Annotated in this window: 22 protein-coding genes and 1 pseudogene; 17 read left to right on the top strand and 6 right to left on the bottom strand. The window is 71.5% G+C overall.

Features of this window, described 5'->3' with window-relative positions:
- Positions 1-38: 38 nt before the first annotated feature.
- Entirely contained in the window at positions 39-1,448 is a 1,410-nt protein-coding gene (locus ACZ43N_RS07860) for an NAD(P)/FAD-dependent oxidoreductase (RefSeq protein ID WP_468095807.1), read from the top strand.
- 76 nt (positions 1,449-1,524) lie between these two features.
- Here ACZ43N_RS07860 and ACZ43N_RS07855 read toward each other — a convergent pair whose 3' ends face one another.
- Positions 1,525-2,964, bottom strand: a complete 1,440-nt coding sequence (locus ACZ43N_RS07855) for a regulator (RefSeq protein WP_468095805.1) — start codon at positions 2,962-2,964, stop codon at positions 1,525-1,527.
- Positions 2,965-3,310: 346 nt separating this feature from the next.
- On the opposite strand from ACZ43N_RS07855, the gene lipB reads away from it, so the two are divergent.
- From lipB to ACZ43N_RS07835, 4 genes are all read left to right on the top strand, one after another.
- Positions 3,311-4,102: a lipoyl(octanoyl) transferase LipB gene (gene lipB / locus ACZ43N_RS07850; protein ID WP_468095804.1), complete on the top strand. Its 792-nt coding sequence runs from the start codon at positions 3,311-3,313 to the stop codon at positions 4,100-4,102.
- Positions 4,103-4,352: 250 nt separating this feature from the next.
- Positions 4,353-5,318: a lipoyl synthase gene (gene lipA / locus ACZ43N_RS07845; RefSeq protein ID WP_468095802.1), complete on the top strand. Its 966-nt coding sequence runs from the start codon at positions 4,353-4,355 to the stop codon at positions 5,316-5,318.
- A gap of 356 nt (positions 5,319-5,674) precedes the next feature.
- Entirely contained in the window at positions 5,675-5,878 is a 204-nt protein-coding gene (locus ACZ43N_RS07840) for an SCO2195 family GlnR-regulated protein (RefSeq protein ID WP_468095800.1), read from the top strand.
- A 249-nt stretch (positions 5,879-6,127) separates the two neighbouring features.
- Entirely contained in the window at positions 6,128-6,826 is a 699-nt protein-coding gene (locus ACZ43N_RS07835; RefSeq protein ID WP_468095799.1) for a DUF4191 domain-containing protein, read from the top strand.
- Positions 6,827-6,930: 104 nt separating this feature from the next.
- Here the strand turns inward: ACZ43N_RS07835 and ACZ43N_RS07830 are convergent, their stop codons facing one another.
- Positions 6,931-7,398, bottom strand: coding sequence for an RDD family protein (locus tag ACZ43N_RS07830; protein ID WP_468095798.1), 468 nt, complete (start codon positions 7,396-7,398; stop codon positions 6,931-6,933).
- Positions 7,399-7,595: 197 nt separating this feature from the next.
- On the opposite strand from ACZ43N_RS07830, the gene glnA reads away from it, so the two are divergent.
- A complete protein-coding gene (glnA, locus tag ACZ43N_RS07825) occupies positions 7,596-9,005 on the top strand; it encodes a type I glutamate--ammonia ligase (protein ID WP_468095797.1) in 1,410 nt (469 codons plus the stop codon).
- A gap of 116 nt (positions 9,006-9,121) precedes the next feature.
- Complete coding sequence (locus ACZ43N_RS07820; RefSeq protein ID WP_468095796.1) at positions 9,122-9,379, top strand: SCO2583/SCO2584 N-terminal domain-containing protein; 258 nt, start codon at positions 9,122-9,124, stop codon at positions 9,377-9,379.
- On the opposite strand, the gene ACZ43N_RS07815 is transcribed toward ACZ43N_RS07820, so the two are convergent.
- Positions 9,361-9,672 (bottom strand): hypothetical protein, encoded by a 312-nt coding sequence (locus tag ACZ43N_RS07815; protein ID WP_468096478.1) that lies wholly within the window; start codon positions 9,670-9,672, stop codon positions 9,361-9,363. The genes ACZ43N_RS07820 and ACZ43N_RS07815 overlap by 19 nt on opposite strands.
- Here ACZ43N_RS07815 and htpX point away from each other — a divergent pair.
- Together htpX and pspAB are read left to right on the top strand one after the other, a co-directional pair.
- Positions 9,554-10,399 (top strand): annotated as a pseudogene (htpX, locus tag ACZ43N_RS07810) (zinc metalloprotease HtpX). The gene ACZ43N_RS07815 and the pseudogene htpX sit on opposite strands and share 119 nt — an antisense overlap.
- A gap of 21 nt (positions 10,400-10,420) precedes the next feature.
- A complete protein-coding gene (gene pspAB, locus ACZ43N_RS07805; protein ID WP_468095794.1) occupies positions 10,421-10,999 on the top strand; it encodes a PspA-associated protein PspAB in 579 nt (192 codons plus the stop codon).
- A gap of 47 nt (positions 11,000-11,046) precedes the next feature.
- Here the strand turns inward: pspAB and ACZ43N_RS07800 are convergent, their stop codons facing one another.
- Positions 11,047-11,322, bottom strand: coding sequence for a hypothetical protein (locus ACZ43N_RS07800; RefSeq protein ID WP_468095792.1), 276 nt, complete (start codon positions 11,320-11,322; stop codon positions 11,047-11,049).
- 344 nt (positions 11,323-11,666) lie between these two features.
- Between ACZ43N_RS07800 and ACZ43N_RS07795 the strand changes: the two genes are divergently transcribed.
- Positions 11,667-12,998 (top strand): winged helix DNA-binding domain-containing protein, encoded by a 1,332-nt coding sequence (locus tag ACZ43N_RS07795; protein ID WP_468095791.1) that lies wholly within the window; start codon positions 11,667-11,669, stop codon positions 12,996-12,998.
- Positions 12,999-13,256: 258 nt separating this feature from the next.
- Here the strand turns inward: ACZ43N_RS07795 and ACZ43N_RS07790 are convergent, their stop codons facing one another.
- A complete protein-coding gene (locus tag ACZ43N_RS07790; protein WP_468095790.1) occupies positions 13,257-13,913 on the bottom strand; it encodes a DUF4360 domain-containing protein in 657 nt (218 codons plus the stop codon).
- 252 nt (positions 13,914-14,165) lie between these two features.
- Entirely contained in the window at positions 14,166-14,480 is a 315-nt protein-coding gene (locus tag ACZ43N_RS07785; RefSeq protein WP_468095788.1) for a hypothetical protein, read from the bottom strand.
- A 202-nt stretch (positions 14,481-14,682) separates the two neighbouring features.
- Here ACZ43N_RS07785 and ACZ43N_RS07780 point away from each other — a divergent pair, with 202 nt between their 5' ends.
- The 7 genes from ACZ43N_RS07780 to ACZ43N_RS07750 all read left to right on the top strand — a co-directional run bounded on the left by ACZ43N_RS07780 (position 14,683) and on the right by ACZ43N_RS07750 (position 20,921).
- Positions 14,683-15,042: an arsenate reductase family protein gene (locus ACZ43N_RS07780; protein WP_468095787.1), complete on the top strand. Its 360-nt coding sequence runs from the start codon at positions 14,683-14,685 to the stop codon at positions 15,040-15,042.
- Between the two features lie 138 nt (positions 15,043-15,180).
- A complete protein-coding gene (locus ACZ43N_RS07775) occupies positions 15,181-15,885 on the top strand; it encodes an RlpA-like double-psi beta-barrel domain-containing protein (protein ID WP_468095786.1) in 705 nt (234 codons plus the stop codon).
- 413 nt (positions 15,886-16,298) lie between these two features.
- Positions 16,299-16,493, top strand: a complete 195-nt coding sequence (locus ACZ43N_RS07770) for a hypothetical protein (protein WP_468095785.1) — start codon at positions 16,299-16,301, stop codon at positions 16,491-16,493.
- A gap of 300 nt (positions 16,494-16,793) precedes the next feature.
- Positions 16,794-17,825, top strand: a complete 1,032-nt coding sequence (gene glnII / locus ACZ43N_RS07765) for a glutamine synthetase (protein ID WP_468095783.1) — start codon at positions 16,794-16,796, stop codon at positions 17,823-17,825.
- Between the two features lie 94 nt (positions 17,826-17,919).
- A complete protein-coding gene (locus tag ACZ43N_RS07760) occupies positions 17,920-18,864 on the top strand; it encodes a DUF6891 domain-containing protein (RefSeq protein WP_468095782.1) in 945 nt (314 codons plus the stop codon).
- Between the two features lie 333 nt (positions 18,865-19,197).
- Complete coding sequence (locus ACZ43N_RS07755; protein ID WP_468095781.1) at positions 19,198-19,821, top strand: winged helix-turn-helix domain-containing protein; 624 nt, start codon at positions 19,198-19,200, stop codon at positions 19,819-19,821.
- A 95-nt stretch (positions 19,822-19,916) separates the two neighbouring features.
- Positions 19,917-20,921 carry an SDR family oxidoreductase gene (locus ACZ43N_RS07750; RefSeq protein WP_468095780.1) on the top strand — a complete coding sequence of 335 codons (1,005 nt, stop codon included), beginning with the start codon at positions 19,917-19,919 and terminating at the stop codon, positions 20,919-20,921.
- Positions 20,922-21,037 lie beyond the last annotated feature (116 nt).

The following is a 21,037-nucleotide window of genomic DNA, read 5'->3' as shown; positions in this document are numbered from 1 at the left end:
TGACGTTCCCAGCAGCCGCGCGACCTCGGGAGGGGCACGTGCTTGAGTCGGTGTACCAATCGACGTACTCGGCGGACACGGAGACCGTGGACGTCATCGTCGTCGGAGCCGGCGTGGCCGGCCTCGCCGCGGCCGGACATCTGACCAGGGCGGGTCTGACGACCACCGTCCTGGAGGCCGCGCCCGCCATCGGCGGCCGGATGTCGACCGAGAAGATCGACGGCTTCCGCCTCGACCGAACCGCCCAGTTGCTCTCCACGTCCTACCCCGAACTGCGCCGCACCCCGGGCCTGGACACCCTGCCCCTGCGCCCGTTCGCCCCCGGCGTCCTGCTGTACGCCGACGGCCACCATCAACGGGCCGGCGCCACCCCGACCCTCCGGAGCGCAAGGGGCGCACTCACAGCTGCGCGCGCCCTCGCAAGCGCCCCCAGGCTGCCCCGGAACGCGGTCCGCGCGCAGGGCCGGCTCCAGGGCCGGCCGACGGGTACGCGGCCGGGCCGACTGGGCGCCCCCGCCGACCAGTCCCGGCTGGCCATGGCCCTGGCCCGGCTCGCCGCGACCGCACCGGAACGGCTCGCCACCCGCGCGGAGGTCCCGATCGCCGAGGCCCTGGCGATCCGCGGCTTCCCGCCCCGCACGATCGACGGTTTCGTACGCCCCCTGCTGGCCGCCCTGCTCGCCGATCCGGCGCTGGGGACCTCCAGCCGCTGCGCCGACCTGGCCCTGCACGCCTTCGCGACGGGCCGGCTGTGCCTCCCGGAGGGCGGTGCCGACACCCTTCCGGAACTGCTCGCCGCGGCCCTTCCGCCCGGCACCGTCCGTACCGGGGTCCGGGCCACCGCGATCAGTACGACCTCGGTGACGACGGCCGACCACGGTGAACTCCCCTGCCGCGCAGTGGTCCTGGCAACCGACGCCCGGTCCGCGGCCGAACTGCTGCCGGGGCTGCGCGTACCGGACTTCCACCCGGTGACCGTGCTGCACCACGCCACCGACGAGCCCCCGATGAGCGAGGCGGCGCTGCTCCTCGACGCGGACCGCGGCGGGCCCGTCTCGCACACGGCGGTCATCAGCCAGGTGGACTCGACCCGGGCGCCGGCGGGCCGCGCGCTCATCACCTCCACGGTGCTCGGCACGCCCCCGGACGCGGCACACCTGGACGCCACCGTCCGCGCCCAGCTCGGCCGCCTCTACCGCACGTCCACCGCCCGTTGGGAGCTGCTGTCGGTCCACCACGACCCCGAGGCCGTACCCGCGATGCCCGCGCCGCACGACCTGCGGCGCCCCGTACGGCTCCTGGCCGGTCTCTACGTCTGCGGCGACCACCGCGACACCAGCACCGTCCAGGGCGCCCTCCACTCGGCCCGCCGGGCCGCACACGCCGTGCTCACGGACCTGGACGCCCACCCGACCCCCATGGAGGAGGCGCTCGAAACGGCCGCATGACCGACGAACGGCGAGGGACGCCCGGATCGTCTCCGGGCGTCCCCGAGCGTGCGGCGTGCGGACCGCCGCGCGCCTCCTACCCCAGCGCGGCCACCTTGTCCCGGTAGCCCCTCACAGGAGCCGCGTCCCGGTACGGCTCCAGGCGGCGCTCGAAGTCGCGTACGTACTCCACGGCGCGCACCGACCGCATCTCGGCGGCCTGTCCGGCGGCCTCCGCGCCCAGCTGGCAGGCCTGGTCCAGCTCACCGAGCCCGAGACGGGCGGACGCGAGCACGACCCGGCAGAACAGCCGGCTGCGGGCGAAGGCGGGCGCCCTCAGCTGCAGTGACCGCTCGGCGTGCTGGGCGGCGGCACGGTACTGCTGCAGGTCGCGGTGACTGTGCCCGAACTCGTCGGCGAGCTGCGCCTCGTCGAAGAAGCGCGCCCAGTAGGGGACCTCGTCGCCGGGGCGGGCGGTCTCCAGGGCCCGCTCGGCGCGGACCAGCGCGGCCGTGGAGGCCCGTACCTCACCGAGGACCGCGTGCCCGCGTGCCTCGACCGCGTGCAGCAGCGACTGCACGACCGGCGGCACGGCGGACCCGACGCCCTGCTGGGCGACGCGCGCGAGCTGCACGGCCTCCCGTCCGTGCCCCAGATAGACCGCCTGGCGGCTCATCGTGACGAGGACGTACGCCCCGTACGCCCGGTCGCCCGCCGCCTGCGCCAGGCGGAGCGCCTGCACGAAGTACCGCTGGGCGAGCCCGTGGGCGCCGATGTCGTACGAGGTCCAGCCGGCGAGGCGGGTGAGGTCGGCGGCGGCCGCGAAGAGCCGCCGGCCCGTCTGTTCGCCGTAGGTGCCGCGCAGCATGGGCTCGGCCTCGTGTTCCAGATAGCGCACGAGGGCCTGGCGGGCGTGCCCGCCGCCGTAGGCGTTGTCGAGGGCGCGGAAGAGCTCGCCGACCGAGCGGAGGGCGGCGATGTCCCCGGAGGTGACCTTCTGGCCGGGGCCGCGCTCGGTCTGGCTGCGCTGCCGGGGTACGGCCGGGCGGCCCTGCGGGGGGACACGGGTGGCACCCGGGTCGCCCCGGCCCACCCGGTCGTCGGCGCGGCCGATCAGCCAGTCCCGGCTGGGGACCACGAGTCCGGCCGGGGTGAAGGCGATCTTCCGCAGTTCGGCGTGGCTGCCGGAGTCCTTGCGCCACAGACCGCTGACGATGTCGATGGCCTCCTCGGGGGTCGCGGCGAACTCCAGCCCCGCGTACACGGGGGCGCAGGCGTCGAGACCGAGGTCCTGCGCGGTGAGCCGGCGACCGAGGCGGCGGGTGAACACCTCGGCGATGAGCGCGGGCGTGGTGCCCCGCGGCTGCTGGCCTCGCAGCCAGCGGGTGACCGACGTCTTGTCGTATCTGAGATCGAGGCCGTGTTCGAGACCGAGCTGGTCCACACGACGCGCTAGTCCCGCGTTGGAGAACCCCGCTTCTGCGATGAGGGCGGCGAGCTGGCGGTTGGGGGTGCGCTGCGCGGGTCGTTCCGTCATCTGCGGTGCGGTCTCCTGCCTTCCGGGTGTCGGCGCGGTGCCCGGATTGCCTGGTGAGAAGCCTTTGCGGCCTGGTGAACGGCGCGAATGTAGCGGAGAGTAAGCGCCCGATCGCACACTTCCGCGTCGGTTCATCCGATCGTGTGAGGATTGGCCGCACGGCTGACGGGTCGGGGGCACGGCGTACGCCGGCGGTCGTGCTCGTGCGCCGGTGGGACGGCCGTCACGTGCAGGGCCTTTCCGACGGCCCGGTCGTACGGTCGTACAGTGGCGTGGGCGCGTCACGCGCCTGACAGAGCTATCGCGGTACCGCCGCACGGCCGTACCGCCGAGGGAGGCGCTTGCCGTGAGTGGGTTGCGGTTCGTCCGCATGGGATTCGGCACGGAGGCCGTGGAGTACCAGCAGGCGTGGGACGAGCAGCGCCGGGTGCACGCGGCGCGCTTCGCCGACGAGGTCCCCGACACCGTGCTGCTGCTGGAGCACCCGCCGGTCTACACCGCCGGTCGGCGCACGGCCGACGACGAACGCCCCCTCGACGGCACGCCCGTCATCGACGTCGACCGCGGCGGCAAGATCACCTGGCACGGGCCGGGGCAACTGGTCGGGTATCCGATCCAGAAGCTGCCCCGCCCGGTGGACGTCGTGGCCCATGTGCGCCGCCTGGAGGAGGCCCTGATCCGCACGTGCGCCGAGTTCGGCGTGGAGACGACGCGAGTGGAGGGGCGCAGCGGGGTGTGGGTGCTGGGCGACCCCGTCGAGCAGCGGCTCGGCGGCCTCTCCCTGGACCTCGACCCCCGGATGCACGACGACGAGTTCGACCCCCGGCTCAACGGCCCCGAGTACGCGCCCTCCAACGCGGGGCAGCGGCGCGAGGACCGCAAGATCGCGGCGATCGGGATCCGGGTGGCCAAGGGCGTCACCATGCACGGCTTCGCGCTCAACGTGAACCCCGACAACCGGTGGTTCGACCGGATCATCCCCTGCGGCATCCGCGACGCGGGCGTGGCGTCCCTCGCGACGGAACTCGGCCGCGACATCACCATCGCCGAGGTCCTCCCCGTCGCCGAGAGGCATCTGCGCGACGTACTGGAGCACGCGGACCTTCGGCCGAGGGTCGTGGAACGCGCGCCGGTGTGACGGCCGGGAGGCGGCCGGGGCCGCGGGTGAGCGGGAGTGAAGGGCGGGCCGCCGGCCCAGCCCTTCAGGAGTCGCGGGGAACTGCGCGGGAGACCACGAACCACCCGCGGTCACCCGAGAACCCGCCCCCCGGGCCATGAGGCGCCCCGGGAATGCGGCCCGAGAGCCGAAGGTTGCCCACCTCGGGAAGCGACAACCGCACGGGCGTACCCTGGGGTGCGCCGAAGAATCGAAGCTACAGGGAGCCGATGTGTCCGCAGTCTCACCCGACGGACGCAAGATGCTGCGCCTGGAGGTCCGCAACAGCCAGACCCCCATCGAGCGCAAGCCCGAGTGGATCAAGACCCGGGCGAAAATGGGTCCCGAGTACACCGCGATGCAGATGCTCGTGAAGAGCGAGGGGCTGCACACGGTCTGCCAGGAAGCCGGCTGTCCCAACATCTACGAGTGCTGGGAGGACCGGGAGGCGACCTTCCTCATCGGCGGCGACCAGTGCACCCGCCGCTGCGACTTCTGCCAGATCGACACCGGCAAGCCCGAGGCGCTCGACCGTGACGAGCCCCGCCGCGTCGGCGAGTCCGTGGTCACCATGGACCTGAACTACGCCACCATCACCGGTGTCGCCCGCGACGACCTCCCCGACGGCGGCGCCTGGCTCTACGCCGAGACGGTCCGCCAGATCCACCAGCAGACCGCCGACCGCGAGGGCGGCCACACCAAGGTCGAGCTGCTCGCCCCGGACTTCAACGCCGTACCCGAGCTGCTCCAGGAGGTCTTCGCCTCCCGCCCCGAGGTCTTCGCGCACAACGTCGAGACCGTCCCCCGCATCTTCAAGCGGATCCGCCCCGGCTTCCGCTACGAGCGCTCCCTGAAGGTCATCACCGAGGCCCGCGACTACGGCCTGGTCACCAAGTCGAACCTGATCCTCGGCATGGGCGAGACCCGCGAGGAGGTCAGCGAGGCGCTCAAGCAGCTGCACGACGCGGGCTGCGAGCTGGTCACCATCACCCAGTACCTGCGGCCGAGCGTGCGGCACCACCCTGTGGAGCGCTGGGTCAAGCCGCAGGAGTTCGTGGAGCTGAAGGAGGAGGCCGAGGAGATCGGCTTCTCCGGGGTGATGTCCGGCCCGCTGGTCCGCTCCTCGTACCGCGCCGGGCGGCTGTACCAGATGGCGGTCGAGAAGCGCGGCAACTACGTCGCCTCGCAGGCCGTCTGACCGTCCCCCGGCCCCCGGCCCCCGGCCCCCGGCCCCCGGACGGAGCCTTCGGGGCCGCCTCCCGCGGCTGCGCGACGACACGACGTGCGGCCAGACGGGTGGCACGGAGTGCCAGGCAAACGTGTGAATCTGAGCACAAGAAGCTACCGGACAGTAATGGCCGATTGCCCGCGGTCCTGACCGTTCTCCCAGATGGGGGCAACCGTCAGGGCCGCCTTGGGGTTTGAGCGCGGCCAATCCGGGCTTCATGGGCGTTTGACCCGTCGGTCACGCCCTGGTAACACCATTTTGTGACTCTGGTTTCACGCCCCGTACAGCCCCGTCGGCGCACCCGACCCCTAGGGGGGAATTTCATCATGCAGGCCGCGCCCGTTCGCGCCACAGCGATCCCGTCGTTCACCGATGCACTCCGTGCCGTCGAGTCACTGCTCCTCAGCAGTGGCCAGCGCACCGCACGCCGCAACGCCTGGACCTCCGTCCTGGAGGACCGCCGCCGCGCCAAGGACCGTGTCGAGGCCGAGCGCGTCCTCGAAGCCGCCGTCTCCACGCGCACCTCGTAACGCACGACCCGGCCACCCACGGCCCCGTGAGCGGGGCACGAGCCGACCGCCCGAAGGCTCGTCCGCGATCCGCACCGCGGTCGCTCAGGCACGACACCGTGGCCGGTCAGGCACCACCCCCGCACCACTGAGGCACACACTCAGGCACCGCCGCCGCCCGGCGCCGCTCCCCCCCGCGTCGTCGCCGGTCACCGGACCCCACCGGCACCGCCGTCGTCCTCGCTTCCCCGGACACGTAGACTTCGTGCCATGGCGAGGAAGGAAACCGCAGCGGACGCTGCGAACCCCGGGCGACTCAAGCAGATCGCTCTGACGTACAAGATGACCCGCAGGGCCGACAAGAAGATCGGTCTTGTACTCGCGGCTGTCGGAACCAGCACCTTCGGTGTCTTCCTCGCGATCGGTTTCTTGATCGGTCACCCCATCTATCTCGGCATCCTGGGCCTCCTGCTCGCCTTCCTCGCGACGGCGATCGTCTTCGGACGGCGGGCCGAGCGGGCCGCGTTCGGGCAGATGGAGGGCCAGCCGGGTGCCGCCGCGGCGGTGCTGGACAACGTGGGCCGAGGCTGGACGACCACCCCGGCGGTCGCGATGAACCGCAACCAGGACGTGGTCCACCGGGCCGTCGGCAAGGCCGGCATCGTCCTGGTCGCCGAGGGCAACCCGAACCGGGTGAAGAGCCTGCTGGCCGCCGAGAAGAAGAAGATGGCCCGGATCGTGGTGGACGTGCCGGTGCACGACCTGATCGTGGGCAACGGCGAGGGCCAGGTCGAGCTGAAGAAGCTCCGCACGACCATGCTGAAGCTGCCCCGCGTCCTGTCCGGCCCCCAGGTGACCGCCACCAACGACCGGCTCCGCGCCATGGGCGACCTGATGAGCAACATGCCGCTCCCCAAGGGCCCGATGCCCAAGGGCATGCGGATGCCGCGCGGCGGAAAGATGCGCTGACCCTCCTCCCCCGACACCACTCTCCTCGTACGACGAAGGGGGCGCCCGGAGTTCTCCGGGCGCCCCCTTCTCGTGTGCGGCGGCCTTCTCGCGTGCGGCGGTACCTAGATCCGCACCTCGACCGTCCGGGCCAGGCGGTCGTGCAGGCCGCGGCCGTCGCGGTCCCAGACCAGGGCGGGGATGGCGAGACAGAGGAGGACGCTGCGGACGAGGGCGCGCCAGGGGTTCACGGTGCCGGTGTCCTGGGCGATCACCCGGAGACCGAAGAGGCGCTTACCGGGGGTGAAGCCCACCGTGCCCAGGGTGAGGACATGGAGCACGAAGAAGATGAGCAGGGCCCAGTTGCTGGTGGCCTGGTCGTAGCCGTCGGTGATCAGGCCGTATGCGATCAAGAGGCACAGTCCCCAGTCGACGGCCAGCGCCCCGAGGCGGCGGCCCGGGCGGGCGATGGAACCCGGCCCCTGCTCCGGCAGACCGAGCTGCTCGCCCCGGTATCCGAAGTCGACACCCGCGTCCTCGGCGGCCGCGCGGGGGCCGGAGAGCCACGATCCGATTGCTTGCCTCTTGTCCACCCGACCACCGTACTGCGACCGTTCTGTCATTCGGACAGGTGGGGTCGGGTACGGGATGTCCGGTTAACTTGTGCGAAACAAATGGGTCACGTACGAGAAATCACCCGTCCCTAGGGTCGAGAGCAGCGTGTGCCACCGCACTGGCCGCACGAACGAACTACCACCCCGGCGGGACGGTCGGGAGTAGGAGGAGCTGGATGTTCCAGAACGCCGACGAGGCCAAGAAGTTCATCGCGGACGAGGACGTCAAGTTCATCGACGTCCGCTTCTGCGACCTGCCGGGCGTGATGCAGCACTTCACGGTGCCGGCGGAGGCCTTCGACCCGGCCGAGGAGCTGGCCTTCGACGGCTCCTCGATCCGCGGCTTCCAGGCCATCCACGAGTCCGACATGGCGCTGCGTGCCGACCTGTCCACCGCCCGTGTCGACCCGTTCCGCCGCGACAAGACGGTCAACATCAACTTCTTCATCCACGACCCCATCACGGGCGAGCAGTACTCCCGTGACCCGCGCAACGTGGCGAAGAAGGCGGAGGCGTACCTGGCGTCCACCGGTATCGCCGACACCGCGTACTTCGGCCCCGAGGCCGAGTTCTACGTCTTCGACAGCGTGCGCTTCGCCACCTCGGCGAACGAGTCCTTCTACCACATCGACTCCGAGGCGGGCGCCTGGAACACCGGTGCGCTGGAGGACAACCGCGGTTACAAGGTCCGCTACAAGGGCGGTTACTTCCCGGTCCCGCCGGTCGACCACTTCGCCGACCTGCGTGCCGAGATCTCCCTGGAGCTGGAGCGGGCCGGCCTTCAGGTCGAGCGCCAGCACCACGAGGTGGGCACGGCCGGCCAGGCCGAGATCAACTACAAGTTCAACACGCTGCTCGCCGCGGCCGACGACCTCCAGCTCTTCAAGTACATCGTGAAGAACGTGGCGTGGAAGAACGGCAAGACGGCGACCTTCATGCCGAAGCCGATCTTCGGTGACAACGGCTCGGGCATGCACGTCCACCAGTCGCTGTGGTCGGGCGGCTCCCCGCTCTTCTACGACGAGGCCGGTTACGCGGGCCTGTCGGACACCGCCCGCTACTACATCGGCGGCATCCTCAAGCACGCCCCGTCGCTGCTGGCCTTCACCAACCCGACGGTGAACTCGTACCACCGTCTGGTGCCGGGCTTCGAGGCGCCGGTCAACCTGGTGTACTCGCAGCGCAACCGCTCCGCGGCCATGCGCATCCCGATCACGGGTTCGAACCCGAAGGCCAAGCGTGTGGAGTTCCGCGCGCCCGACTCCTCCGGCAACCCGTACCTGGCCTTCTCGGCCCTGCTGCTCGCGGGCCTCGACGGCATCAAGAACAAGATCGAGCCGGCCGAGCCGATCGACAAGGACCTCTACGAGCTCGCCCCCGAGGAGCACGCGGGCGTCCCGCAGGTCCCGACCTCCCTCCCGGCCGTCCTCGACTCCCTCGAGCGCGACCACGAGTTCCTCCTCCAGGGCGACGTCTTCACGCCGGACCTCATCGAGACCTGGATCGACTACAAGCGCGCCAACGAGATCGCGCCGCTCCAGCTGCGTCCGCACCCGCACGAGTTCGAGCTGTACTTCGACGTGTGATCGACGCCTGAGCAGGCACCGTTCGACCGGCGCCCCCGTTCTGGTTTTCCAGGGCGGGGGCGCCGTCGTATGGTTTCCTGCACGGCTGTTCGACAGACACACGGGGAGATACGGGGATGCCCGAACAGGACGACGGCGAGCGGGAGTTCGACCTCAAGTGGGCGGACAACGCCGAGCACAAGGAACCCTCCGCGCGGGCCCGGATGCTGGCCGCGCGCTGGAAGGAGAACCCGCCCGCGCCGCAGCCCTTCCGCGCCGATCCCGGGCCCCGGGCACCGCGCCGGTCGTCGTGGGTGTCGACGCTCGTGGTGTTCGGCTGCGTGGCAGGGCTGATCGTGGTGATCGGCTACCTCAACTACCAGTCCTCGTACTGAGCCCGTCCCGCAGCGCCGGCCCTGGGAGCCGTCGCCGCCGCCCGAGCGCACAAGGGAAGGCGGGACGGGTGCCTGCCTGAGTGCGGGGTGGTGCGGATGTCTGGCCGGTTCCGGAGCGATCCACGGCTGACCGCGCGGATGACGATCACGTTGTTCCTGCTCGGGCTCTTGTACGTGGTGTTCGCGGCCGTTTTGATCGCGTTGCTGAAGTCCTGGGTGCTGGTCGTGGTGATCGCGGCCGTGCTCCTGGGGGCGCGGTACTGGTACGCGGACCGGGTCGCCCTGTACGCCATGCGGGGGCGGATCGTGGAGGCGAGGAGTATCCGCGGCTGCACGGGGTGGTGGACCGGCTGTGCGCGGTCGCGGACATCCCCAGGCCCCGGGTCGCAGTGGCATACATGGACATGCCGAACGCGTTCGCGACCGGGCGGAACGCCGATCACGCGGTGGTCTGTGTGACGACCGGTCTGCTCAGGAGGCTGGAGACGGACGAGCTGGAGGGTGTGCTCGCCCATGCGCTGTCCCATGTGGCGCACCGGGACGTCGCCGTGATGACGATCGCCTCGTTCCTCGGGGTGCTGGCGGGCCTGGTCGTACGGTTCGCGTTCTACTCGCACATGTTCGGCGGGCGCCGGGACCAGAACACCGCCGTCATCTTCAGCGTGGTGATGGGGGTCTCGGCCGCCGTGTATGTGCTGAGCTTCCTGCTGATCCGTGCGCTGTCCCGGTACCGGGAGCTGGCCGCCGACCGGGCGGGCGCGCTGCTCACCGGGCGGCCCTCGGTGCTGGCCTCCGCCCTGACCAAGGTCACCGGGGACATGGCGCGGATCCCGACCCGGGACCTGAGGACGTCGCAGGCGTTCAACGCCTTCTACTTCACCCCCGCCCTGGGCGACCACCCGCACCTGGCCCGCTTCTTCGCCACCCACCCGCCCCCGGGAGCAGCGGCTCGAACAACTGGGCAGGATCTCCGTGGAGCTGGGTGAGACGCAGGCGCCCGGCTCGGGAAAGGCGGGCTGAGCGGCCACGGGGCTGCTGGATGTGATCCTCGGTCGCACGAAGCCGGTGCCACCGGACCTGGACCGGTTGTTCGCCCTGCCGTCCGCCGCGGTGACACTGGAGGCCGCGGCCTCCCTCACCCCGAGCGGTACCGGCGCGGTGTGCTTCGCGTCGGTCGAGGGCGCGGCCTTCGACGCCGTACGGCGGGAGGTGCGGGCGCTGCTCGACGCGGACGCCGAGCGGGGTGCTGCCGGTGTCGAGGTCACGCGGGACGAGTACGGGTACTCGTGGCTGGTGTCCCGGCGCCGGCCGGAGGAGCTGCCCGCGCCGGTGGGTGATCTGCACGCGGTCAACAGCGCCCTGGAGAGCGGCGGGTTCGGGCCGCAGCTGCTGTGCTCGGTGATGGGGTTCCGAGGCGGCGAGGGCGCGGACCGGGTGCGGCTGGGGCTCGTCTATCTCTACAAGCGCGGCACGTTCTATCCGTTCGCGCCGCTGCCGGGCGACGCGGGCCGGCGGGACAACGCGCTGGAGCTGCGGGTCAGGGCGGTCCTCGCGGAGGACCTGCGGATCGAGCCCGATCTGGGCCGGTGGTTCCCCCTGTGGGGTGCCCCGGGGCTGTGACGGCCCCGGGGCACGGTCTGGTCCTGCGAACCGGTCGGCCCGGCCCGCTACTTGCCGCTCTTCGCCCGCTCCTGCCGACGGGCCTCGAAGGGCCGCTCACGGCGGTAGCGGCGCTCCCACTTCGCCTGCTGGTCACGGCGCTCGCGGTACGCCCGGTAGGAGGCGGGCTGTGCGGTGCCGGCCGGAGAACCGGACGAGCCGCCGCCGGTGCGACCGTGGCGGATGTACAGGTAGAGCAGCCCGACCGCGGCGAGCCAGAGCAGTTCGTTCGAGAAGCCGAGGACGACCAGGACCGCGGTCGCCGAAAGGATCAAGGTGCCCATGGCGGGCCTCCTTGGGGTGTGCGTGGGTGATGGCAGCGATGCCCGTCCCGCACGGTCCGGTGCCGGACGCTCGACTGCGCCCGTCCAGGATGCTGGGCGGGCGTGCGCGTCCGCATCCCAATATCGGGCGTGGCACGAAGGCCGCCGCGAAATGTGGGCCCGCGACGTGGGCGTCGGGGCGCGCGGAGGGGTGGTTGTCAGTGGTGTCCGGAAGGATGCCCCCGGACGACGGAGAACGCGAGGACGCGGTACGGCGAGGACGACGAAGACAGCGGAAACAGCGCGGACGACGAAGACAGCGAGAAGACGAGCGGGACATGTGGCGTTCGGCGGGAGGCAGCGGTATGGGGGATGTACAGCGATTTGTCGGGGTGGCCGAGCGGCGGGCCCGGCTCGGCGCGCGGCAGCGGCTGGCCGGATCCGTACGGGCGGCGGGACCGGAGGAGGTCGCCGACTCGCTGGTAGCGCTGCACGGCTCGGACCCGGCGACGGTGTACCTCGCGGTGGGCGCGCGGCTCGCCGACCCGGGGCGGACGGTGGCCGAGACCGAGCGGGCGCTGTACGCGGACCGGACCATGGTGCGGATGCACGGCATGCGGCACACCGTGTTCGTGTTCCCCGTCGGCCTGACCGCCGTGGTGCACGCCTCGACCGGCATCTCGGTCGCCGCGAAGGAACGGGCGGCGCTGCTCAGGGACATGGCGGTGGCCGGCGCCCCGGACGCGACCTGGCTGAAGGAGGTCGAGGAGTCGGCGCTCACCGCGCTGGCCCGGCGCGGCCAGGCGACGGCGGCGGAACTGGCGGAGGACGAACCCCGGCTGCGGGAACGGTTCGTGTACGCGGCCGGAAAGCCCTACGAGGGGGTGCACACCGTCTCGACGCGACTGCTGAAGGTGCTGGGCGTGGAGGGCAGGGTGGTACGGGGGCGCCCGCTCGGTTCGTGGACGTCGAGTCAGTTCCGCTGGGCCGTGGCCCCGGCGCACCCCGAGCTGGACGTGGCGGAGGCCCAGGCGTCGCTTCTCGGGCGGTGGCTGGCGGCGTGTGGTCCGGCCACCGAGGCCGATCTGAAGTGGTGGACGGGCTGGCGGGTCACCGAGGTGCGCCGGGCGCTCGCGGCGATCGGGGCGCGGGCCGTGACCCTGGACGAGGGCACGGGGTATGTGGTCGCCGGGGACGAGGAGCCGGTCGCCGGGGACGCCGAGCCCTGGGCCGCCCTGCTGCCGGCCCTCGATCCGACCGCGATGGGCTGGAGGCAGCGCGACTGGTATCTGGCGCCCGAGCTGCTTCCGGCGCTGTTCGACCGCAGCGGCAACGTCGGCCCCACCGTGTGGTGGAACGGCCGCGTGGTGGGCGGCTGGACCCAGCGCGCGGACGGGGAGATCGTGTGGCGTTTGCTCACCACGGACGGGGTCGGCGCGGAGGCCGAGCGGGCCATCGCCGAGGAGGCGGAGCGGTTGCGGGCGTGGGTGGGCGAGACGCGGGTCACGCCGCGCTTCAGGACACCGCTGGAGAAGGAGTTGGGCGGGCAGGGCGCGTCTAAGAGCTCCGAACAAAAGGGGAGCCCGGCTCGCGGCGTCTGGCACGCACGCTCGCCGCGTTGCCGAAAGCCCCTGGTAGCTCCGCTACGAGGAGCTTCCGGCGCCTTGCGATCGCACGCACCATACGCCGCAAGCTGATCGGACTCCCCTTTTGTTCGGAGCTCTAAGGGCTGTCCCGTGATCGCCTGCGGCGCACGGCGCCGGCTAACGGACAGCCCTGCCCCGGCCGCTTCTCAGGGGCGCGGGGAGCTGCCCGGGACGCATGACGCACCCGCACCTGCCCAGCCCACTCGCACCCCCGAGTCCCTGACCCCACCCGCCCGCACCTGACAGGCCCAGGCGGTCACCGACAGCGTGCCGGGCGCCCACGAACACAAGGGCACCCGGCACCCCCGCTCACTTGGCCGGGCACTCCTTCCAGGCCAAGTGGTAGATGGTGCTGATGTCGCCGTCCGTGGAGTCCATCGTCATGAAGCTCGTGCTGCTCGCCGGTGACGAACCCCTGTTGACGCGCAGTTCGGTGTTGATGTTGAAGTTGCGCTCGGCACCGCACGGCGCCCACACCAGCTGGGCCCAGTCGGTCTGGTCCGTGGCCTGCCAGTTGTCCTCGTAGGGGCCGTTGAAGGCGTGGCTCCTGGCGGCCGTGTCCGGGGAGCCCTGGAAGTAGTACGAGGCCTTCTGCGTGCCGTTGGCGCCGCGCTGGAGGGAGGCGAAGCCTCGGTAGTCGACGCTCGCGATGGCGTAGGTGAAGCCGCTCGGCACATGAACTCTCAGGTTCAGCTGGCAGTTCTTGCGGAACGCGGTGGAGGGCGCGCCGCCGCCCACCTGGGCGAGGTACTCGCTGTAGGTCACGGTGAACGCGGTGTTGTCCGGGGAGACGGCGACCGCCGTCGTGCCCTGGGGGCAGCCGGAGCCGTTCACCGTGGCGACCTTGATGATGATCTTGTCCGGCGGCGGGTTGTCGAACGGGTCCGCCGGATCCGACGCGTGCGCGGGAAGCGCGCCGGCGAGGAGGGCGGCTACGGCGCCGCCCAGGAGGAGACCACGAACCATGGGGGGTTCTCCCATCATAGGCATGCACATGTCAATAGACATGCGCGACAACCCCGGCAGCCTGTGAAAGAGCTGTGAAGACTGTGGGGCGACCGCATCGTATGGACCCGGGACGGACACGGCTAGAGCGATCTCCGGCCAACCCTGACGGCCGGGGATCGCCGCTCTTCCGCCGACACCGGCCCCCAACGCACCGGTGCCGCCCACCCCCAGGGGCGGACGGCACCGGAAGGCCGGGTCAACGAGCCGGCGTCAGCGGCAGTACCGCATCAGCGCGCGGACCATGTGGCAGGTGGTGTCCGACGGCGGGTGCACGCCGATCACCTCCGCGGTGGTCCGGATCGTCTCGTTGCGCGCCTGGTTCGGCATGTAGACACCGGAGTCCAGCAGGGCGATGGCGAGACGCATCGCCTTCAGGCGCCGGTTGTGCGTGATGTACCACTCCCGCGGGCGGCCCGGCGGCAGCGTGTGCTTCACCACCGGCTCGTACGGCAGGTCGAGCAGGACGGGATGCTTGGCGGTTGACTGGGTGGGCAGCGGCTTCGACTTCAGTGCGGCAGCGGGCACGGACATCCTCCTGTCGCGGTCTGGGCGCCGCCGGAAATCCCCCGTCGGCAACCCTCGAACACTGCTTCTATTTTACTACCCACCACTGACAATCGCCCCTGGCCAGAGGGCGGTTGAGCGGTTCTGTGACAGGGGTGGGACACGGGTTTTCGGGGCACCAGGATGCCCTCCGGACGCCCACGACCGGTTGGCTACGGGGGCCATGGAGATCTGGATCAACCCGGCCTGTTCCAAGTGCCGCAGCGCCATCGACCTGCTCGACACGGAGGGCGCCGACTACACCGTCCGCCGCTACCTGGAGGACGTCCCGAGCGAGGACGAGATCCGTGAGGTGCTCGACCGGCTCGGGCTCGAACCATGGGACATCACCCGCACCCAGGAGGCCGCCGCGAAGGAACTCGGCCTCAAGGAGTGGACCCGGGACGCCGATGCGCGCGACCGGTGGATCAAGGCTCTCGCCGAGCATCCGAAGCTGATCCAACGGCCGATCATCACCGCGGACGACGGCACGGCGGTGGTGGCCCGCACGGAGGAGGCCGTACGGGACGCGCTGTCGCGGTAGCCGCACCCCGGTCGCCCGCCGACAGCACCGACTCGGGTGTGACGCAGGTTACTTCGGAGAATCCCGTGACCGTTGAGTAACCTCGTTCGGCATCTCGTACATAGCGGCGTACGCTCCCCTACCTCTCAGGAGGCGCGCATGTCGCGCAGGAGAACTCTCAGTACGAAGAAGAAGATCGCGCTGTTCGTCGGTGCGGCGACGGTGGCGGGAGGCGGGGCCTTCACCATGGCGGCCACCTCGAACGCGGCGCAGACCGCCGCGGATTCCAGTGTCTGTCAGGGCCTCGCCACCGCACTCGGCAACAACCAGAAGTTCATCGACGGCCAACGGGCCAAGCCGGACGCGCAGTCCGAGGCGCGGATCGCCAACCGCGAGGCCGTCATCAAGCAGATCAAGGTGCAGCAGGAGGCGTCCGGCTGTGTCGTCGGGGAGTCGGCTCAGGACTCCCAGGCCGCACAGCCCGCGCAGCCCGGCGGCGCGGCGACCGGGGGGTCGGCTCAGGACCCCCAGGGCGACGAGGCCGCAGGGAACGCGGGCGGCGCCGGAGACGCGGGGAACGCCGGAGACGCGGGCGGAAACGGGAACGCCGGGGGCGGCCAGCAGGTCTGCAACGGGTCCACCGTCACGCTCTCCGGCGAGGGCGGCGCCCCGGCCGCGTCCAGCAACCAGTTCCCGGCCGGAACCAAGCTGAAGGTGACCAACCTGGACAACAACAAGTCCACGACCGTGGAGGTCACCTCGGTCTCCGGCAGCTGCGTCCTGCTGAACAACTCCGCGTTCGAGCAGGTGCGGGAGCCCGGCAAGTTCCTGATCCGCCGGGCGCTGATCGAGAAGGTCGGCTAGGACGACGGCCGGCCCCGCCGCTCCAGCCGAGGAGCGGCGTGGCCGGCCTGTCCGGATCCCGTCGAGCCCGATCAGGGGTCGGCCACGCACGGAGGGGTGGCCGACCCCTGCTCGCCTTCTCCCCCCGTGTGTGCCGATGCCGTCATCCCTCGCCGATCGCGACACCGGTTCGGCGAGAGGCAAGGCGGCGGCACGGCTGAGGACACACGGGAGACCCAGGTCGTGCGCCTGTTGCGCGAGGTCGCCGGCGACCTCCGCCTGCACCGTGTCCGGTTCGCGAACCGGAACGGTATGCATCCGACCGACGTACCCGCGCCGCTCGCCCTGCTGGAGGCGCGGCGGACCGGCCGGGAGATCACGTCGGGACAGCTTGACCCCGTGCTGGGGCTCAACCAAGGCGGGGGGCCACCGGGTTGCCCGACCGGCTGGAGCGCCTCGGACCGGTCTGGCGGGTGCGGGGCACGCAGGACCGGCGGCGGATGTTCGTCGAGGTCGACGAACGCGCGACCGAGCTGGGACGGGCGGCGTTCGGGCCGGTGATCGGGTGTGCGACGGAGACGCTGCGCCAGCATGACGACCGGCAGCCGGCTGCGGGCGCGGCTTCCTGACCGGGGTGCTGGAGGCGACCAACGGCGCCGACTGCGCCGTAACCCGCCGGTCATTCCCTTCGCATACGGCTCGGGGCGCGGCCGATGCGTAACTGCTGCGAACACTCTCAGGGAGCACCGTCGCCGCTCCGGGGAGGTGAACCGCACCACAGCGGCGCCCGGTAACACGGGGTTCACATGCGAGCAATGATCGGGAAATCGCATGTTGGCAGGCTGCCCGGCATCAGCGCGGCGTTTCAGTGCCGCAGCGCCGCAGCACCCGCACATGCGCCTAGTGACCCACCCCGAAGGATGTGTCCCGTGACCTTCAAGGCTGAGTACATCTGGATCGACGGCACCGAGCCGACGGCCAAGCTCCGTTCCAAGACCAAGATCATCACGGGTGAGCCCGCCGGTCTGGACGCGCTGCCGATCTGGGGCTTCGACGGGTCCTCCACGAACCAGGCCGAGGGCCACTCCTCGGACCGTGTGCTCAAGCCGGTCTTCTCCTGCCCGGACCCGATCCGCGGCGGCGACGACGTCCTCGTGCTCTGCGAGGTCCTCAACATCGACTTCACCCCGCACGAGTCCAACACCCGTGCCGCGCTTCGTGAGGTCGCCGCGAAGTTCGCCGCGCAGGAGCCGATCTTCGGTATCGAGCAGGAGTACACCTTCTTCCAGGACGGCTACCCGCTCGGCTTCCCCAAGGGCGGCTTCCCGGCCCCCCAGGGCGGCTACTACTGCGGTGTCGGCGCCGACGAGATCTTCGGCCGTGAGGTCGTCGAGGCGCACCTGGAGAACTGCCTGGAGGCCGGTCTCGGCATCTCCGGCATCAACGCCGAGGTCATGCCCGGTCAGTGGGAGTTCCAGGTCGGCCCGCTCGCTCCGCTGGAGGTCTCGGACCAGCTGTGGGTGGCCCGTTGGCTGCTCTACCGCACCGCCGAGGACTTCGGTGTCTCCGCCACCCTCGACCCCAAGCCGGTCAAGGGCGACTGGAACGGCGCGGGCGCGCACACCAACTTCTCCACCAAGGCGATGCGCGAGGGCTACGACGCGATCATCACCGCGTGCGAGTCGCTCGGTGAGGGCTCGAAGCCGCTCGACCACGTCAAGAACTACGGCGCCGGCATCGACGACCGCCTGACCGGTCTGCACGAGACCGCCCCGTGGAACGAGTACTCCTACGGTGTCTCCAACCGTGGCGCCTCGGTCCGTATCCCGTGGCAGGTCGAGAAGGACGGCAAGGGCTACATCGAGGACCGCCGCCCGAACGCCAACGTCGACCCGTACGTCGTGACGCGGCTCCTCGTCGACACCTGCTGCTCGGCGCTGGAGAAGGCCGGCCAGGTCTGATCCACCCCGCCTCACGCAGGGCTCCTCGGAGGGCGTCCACCGTTCGCGGTGGGCGCCCTCCGGCGTTGTCGGTGGGGCGTGCGAGGGTGGGGACATGGAGATCGACGGGGGCGGCGCGGCCGCGGACGGCCTGGCCATCAAGGTGAAGACGGAGAACTGGCAGCAGCACGCCCGGATCACGGCCGAGGGGCTGTGGGAGCTGGTGGGCCGGATCGGCGGCGAGGACGACCGCTTCCTGGTCGTGCAGCGGATCCCGGACGTGCCGGACGTCTTCATCCAGGTCTGGCACGAGCACGGCAGCGGGGAGTACCAGCTGGAGCACCGGGAGGGGCGCGACCGGTTCTTCGGGACGGTCCTCGCCGACCCCGAGCGGGTCGCCGGGGCGATGACCGGCTGGGCGCGGCGGACGGACGGCTGGGACGGCGGCATCGACTGGACCCCGCTCGACCACGACCCGCCCGAGGACGTGCCGGAACTCCCGGACGCCGTCAGGGAACAGGTCGAGGAGCGGGTGCGGGAGCTGCTGCGCTGCGGGTACGACGACCGGGCGCGGCTCACCGAGGCCGCCGAGGAGTATCTGGTGGACGGCGCCGACCGTCCCGTCTCCGGGGCGCAGGCCCGCCGGCTCGTCGACCGGCTGTGGACGGAGCGGCTCATGGAGCAGGAGACCTGGGAGGGCGCCACCGATCCCGAGCGGATCACCCGCGCCTTCACGGCACTTGAGGCCGCCGGCATCACCGCCCGGGAGAACTTCACCTGCTGCCGCACCTGCGGTACGGGCGACATAGCCGGCGAGAGCGCCGAGGGAGCCCGGGGTTTCGTGTTCTTCCACGCGCAGTGCACCGAGGGCGCGGCCGCCGGACACGGACTGATGCTGCTGTACGGCGGGTTCGACGGGTCGGCCGGCGCGACGACGTCCGTCGGGCACGAGGTCGTCGCGGCCCTCGCGGCTGAGGGACTGTCCGCCCAGTGGGACGGCGATCCCTCCAGGGCCATCACCGTCACCCCCTTGGACTGGCGCAAACGCCTGGTGGGATGAGGCGGTGACACACCCGTGTGGCCTTCGCGGAGCGTCCGAGCCGTGAGAGGAGGGTCCTCTCGGGGGCCTGTGTCTGCTTCAATGGGGCCATGGCCGGCTTCCAGGACGACCGCGCGACGGGTCGCGATGACCTCGAACCCTTCTGGCCTTCCCGTCAGCACCACGACTTCGACCGGGTGTGTTGCCGCGCGATGAACGCGCCGGCCCTCTAAAGCCGTACATCCCGGTCTTCGGCCGGCGCGACAAGACGTACGTCCCTCGGCGGACCCCGATCACGAAGTCGGTCGCCGAGGTTCCCCGGACGAACTTCTCGCGCGAAAGAGCTGACCTCTCATGGCGAACACCCGTTCCCTCTCGACCGCCACCGGTCTGACCGCCGCCTCGGGCTCCGCCGCGGCAGCCGCTCCCTCCGCCACCGGTTCGCCCCGCCATCGGCTGCGTGCCGTGGGCCGGGACGAGGTGGTCGACGTCGGGGGCCTGCTGCCGCCGGGCACCACCTGGCTGCCCGCGCCGCAGCACACCCTGCCCACGCTGCCGGGCCGGCCACCGATGGTCGGCTATCTGGTCCTCGTACCGGCCGACCAGCAGCCGCCGGTGCTGCCGTTCACCGTCGCGGACGACGGGCCGGCCGACGGCACGGACACCGGGGCCGCCGGGCCCGGGGACGAACTGGTCCGCGTCGACACCGTGCAGCGCACCGCCGAGGTGAACGGGCGGCCGCTCGACCTGACCTACCTGGAGTTCGAGCTGCTTGCGCACCTGGTCGCGCATCCCCACCGGGTCCACACCCGCGACCAGTTGGTCACCACGGTGTGGGGCTACGGGCATGTGGGCGACGGGCGGACCGTCGACGTCCACATCGCCCGCCTGCGCCGCAAGCTGGGTGCCGAGTTCCGTCAGGCGATCCAGACGGTGCGGCGGGTCGGCTACAAGTACGCCCCGCCGCTGGACCGTTGACCACTGCTCCGCGTCGGCGACGACAGCCGGCGGACGGATCTTCTGAGAGCAGATCGCCGTTCCGTACCCGGCGCCCGGCGGGCAGAGTCGGAAGTATGAGACTTCTGATGCTGGGTGGGACGGAGTTCGTGGGTCGCGCCGTCGTGGAGTCGGCGCTGACCCGCGGCTGGGAGGTGACCGTCTTCCACCGGGGACGGCACGAACCCCCGGCCGGGGTGCGGTCGTTGCTGGGCGACCGCACCGCACCGGACGGGCTCGCGGCGCTGGTCGACGCCTCCGCCGAGGGCGGGTGGGATGTCGTCGTCGACACCTGGTCGGCGGCGCCGCGAGCCGTCCGGGACACCGCGTGCCTGCTGGCCGGTGCGGTCGGCCGGTATGTGTATGTGTCGAGTTGCTCGGTGTACGCGTGGCCGCCGGCCGCCGGGTCCGACGAGAGCGCGCCCCTGGTGGAGGGCGCGGTGGCGGACGCGGGGCAGACGGACTACGCCCGCGACAAGCGGGGCGGGGAACTGGCCACCGTGGAGGCGTTCGGCGCGGAGCGGTCGCTCCTCGTGCGGGCCGGGTTGATCCTCGGGCCGTACGAGAACATCGGGCGCCTGCCGTGGTGGCTGGGCCGGGTCGCCCGGGGCGGGCCGGTGCTGGCGCCCGGGCCGCGTGACCTCTCCCTCCAGTACATCGATGTCCGCGATCTCGCGGACTGGATCCTCGACGCCGCGGAACGGGGTGCGAGCGGGGCGTACAACGTCGTCGGGCCGCCGGGGACGGCGACGATGGGTGAACTGCTCGACGCCTGTGTGCGGGTGACGGGCGGACCGGCACAACTGCGGTGGACACCACCGGAGGCGGTGCTCGGGGCGGGCATCGAGCCGTGGACGCAGTTGCCCGTGTGGGTGCCGGAGGGGAGCGAGCTCCACGGGGCGCTGCACGGGATGGACGTCTCCCGGGCCCTGCGGGAGGGGCTTCGGTGCCGAGGCGTCGAGGAGACCGTCCGGGACACCTGGGAGTGGCTGCGGAGCCTCGGCGGGATCGCGCCCCAGCGGCCCGACCGGCCCGCGGTGGGACTCGATCCGGAGGTGGAGGCGAAGGTGCTGGGGGCGTAGGGGTGTGCGGAGCGCGGCCGGGACAGCCGGCCGCCGTCCGGCCGCACCCCTGCCCCACACGGCGTGAGCGTTCGGCAACTCGCAGTCGCACAGGGGGTGTTGAAACCGGTTCTCTG

This window comes from Streptomyces sp. NPDC030814, from assembly GCF_055572155.1.
This window is presented reverse-complemented; position numbering and strand designations above follow the sequence as displayed.